Source organism: Halorubrum sp. Atlit-28R, assembly GCF_003665955.1.
Lineage (GTDB): Archaea > Halobacteriota > Halobacteria > Halobacteriales > Haloferacaceae > Halorubrum > Halorubrum tropicale.
The window spans coordinates 1-544 of sequence record NZ_QPLS01000122.1; the positions used below are offsets into that span (position 1 = coordinate 1).

General features: G+C 66.7%; 1 protein-coding gene. It reads right to left on the reverse strand.

Going from position 1 to position 544, the window contains the following annotated elements; genetic code table 11:
- Positions 1-540, reverse strand: a 540-nt coding sequence (locus DVK06_RS17115; RefSeq protein ID WP_147438166.1) for an FAD-binding oxidoreductase, incomplete at its 3' end; no start/stop codon positions are given.
- Positions 541-544 lie beyond the last annotated feature (4 nt).

Consider the following 544-nt stretch of genomic DNA (forward strand, 5'->3'; position numbering starts at 1 on the left):
GTCGATGTCCGTGACCTCGGTGTGGCCGTAGAACTCGACGCCCGCCTCGCGCGCCTCCTCCGCCATCGACTCGGCGGCGCTGACGGCGTCGGCCTTCCCGTCCGAGGGGACGTAGTAGCCGCCGTAGATGACGTCGGCGTTTATCTGCGGGACGCGCGATTCGACCTCCTCGGGCGTGAGGAGTTGGCCCTCGTCGATGCCGTAGGACTGACCCCACTCGCGCTTGCGTTTGAGGAAGTCCCAGCGGTCTTCGGTGTAGGCGACTTCGATGCCGCCGCACGTCCGGAAGTCACCGAACCCGTCGTAGAGGTCGCGCGTGTACGACGCCATCTCCGTCATCAGCTTGTTCCCGGCCGTCTGGAACACGAGTCCGGGGGCGTGAGAGGTCGACCCCCCGGTCTCGAACAGCGGACCCCGGTCGAGGACGACGACGTCTTCGCGACCCGACTCGGCGAGGTGATACGCCGCGCTACAACCGACACAGCCGGCCCCGACGACGACCGTTCCGGCGCGTTCGGGAAACGTAGACCATGTGTTCATGTAC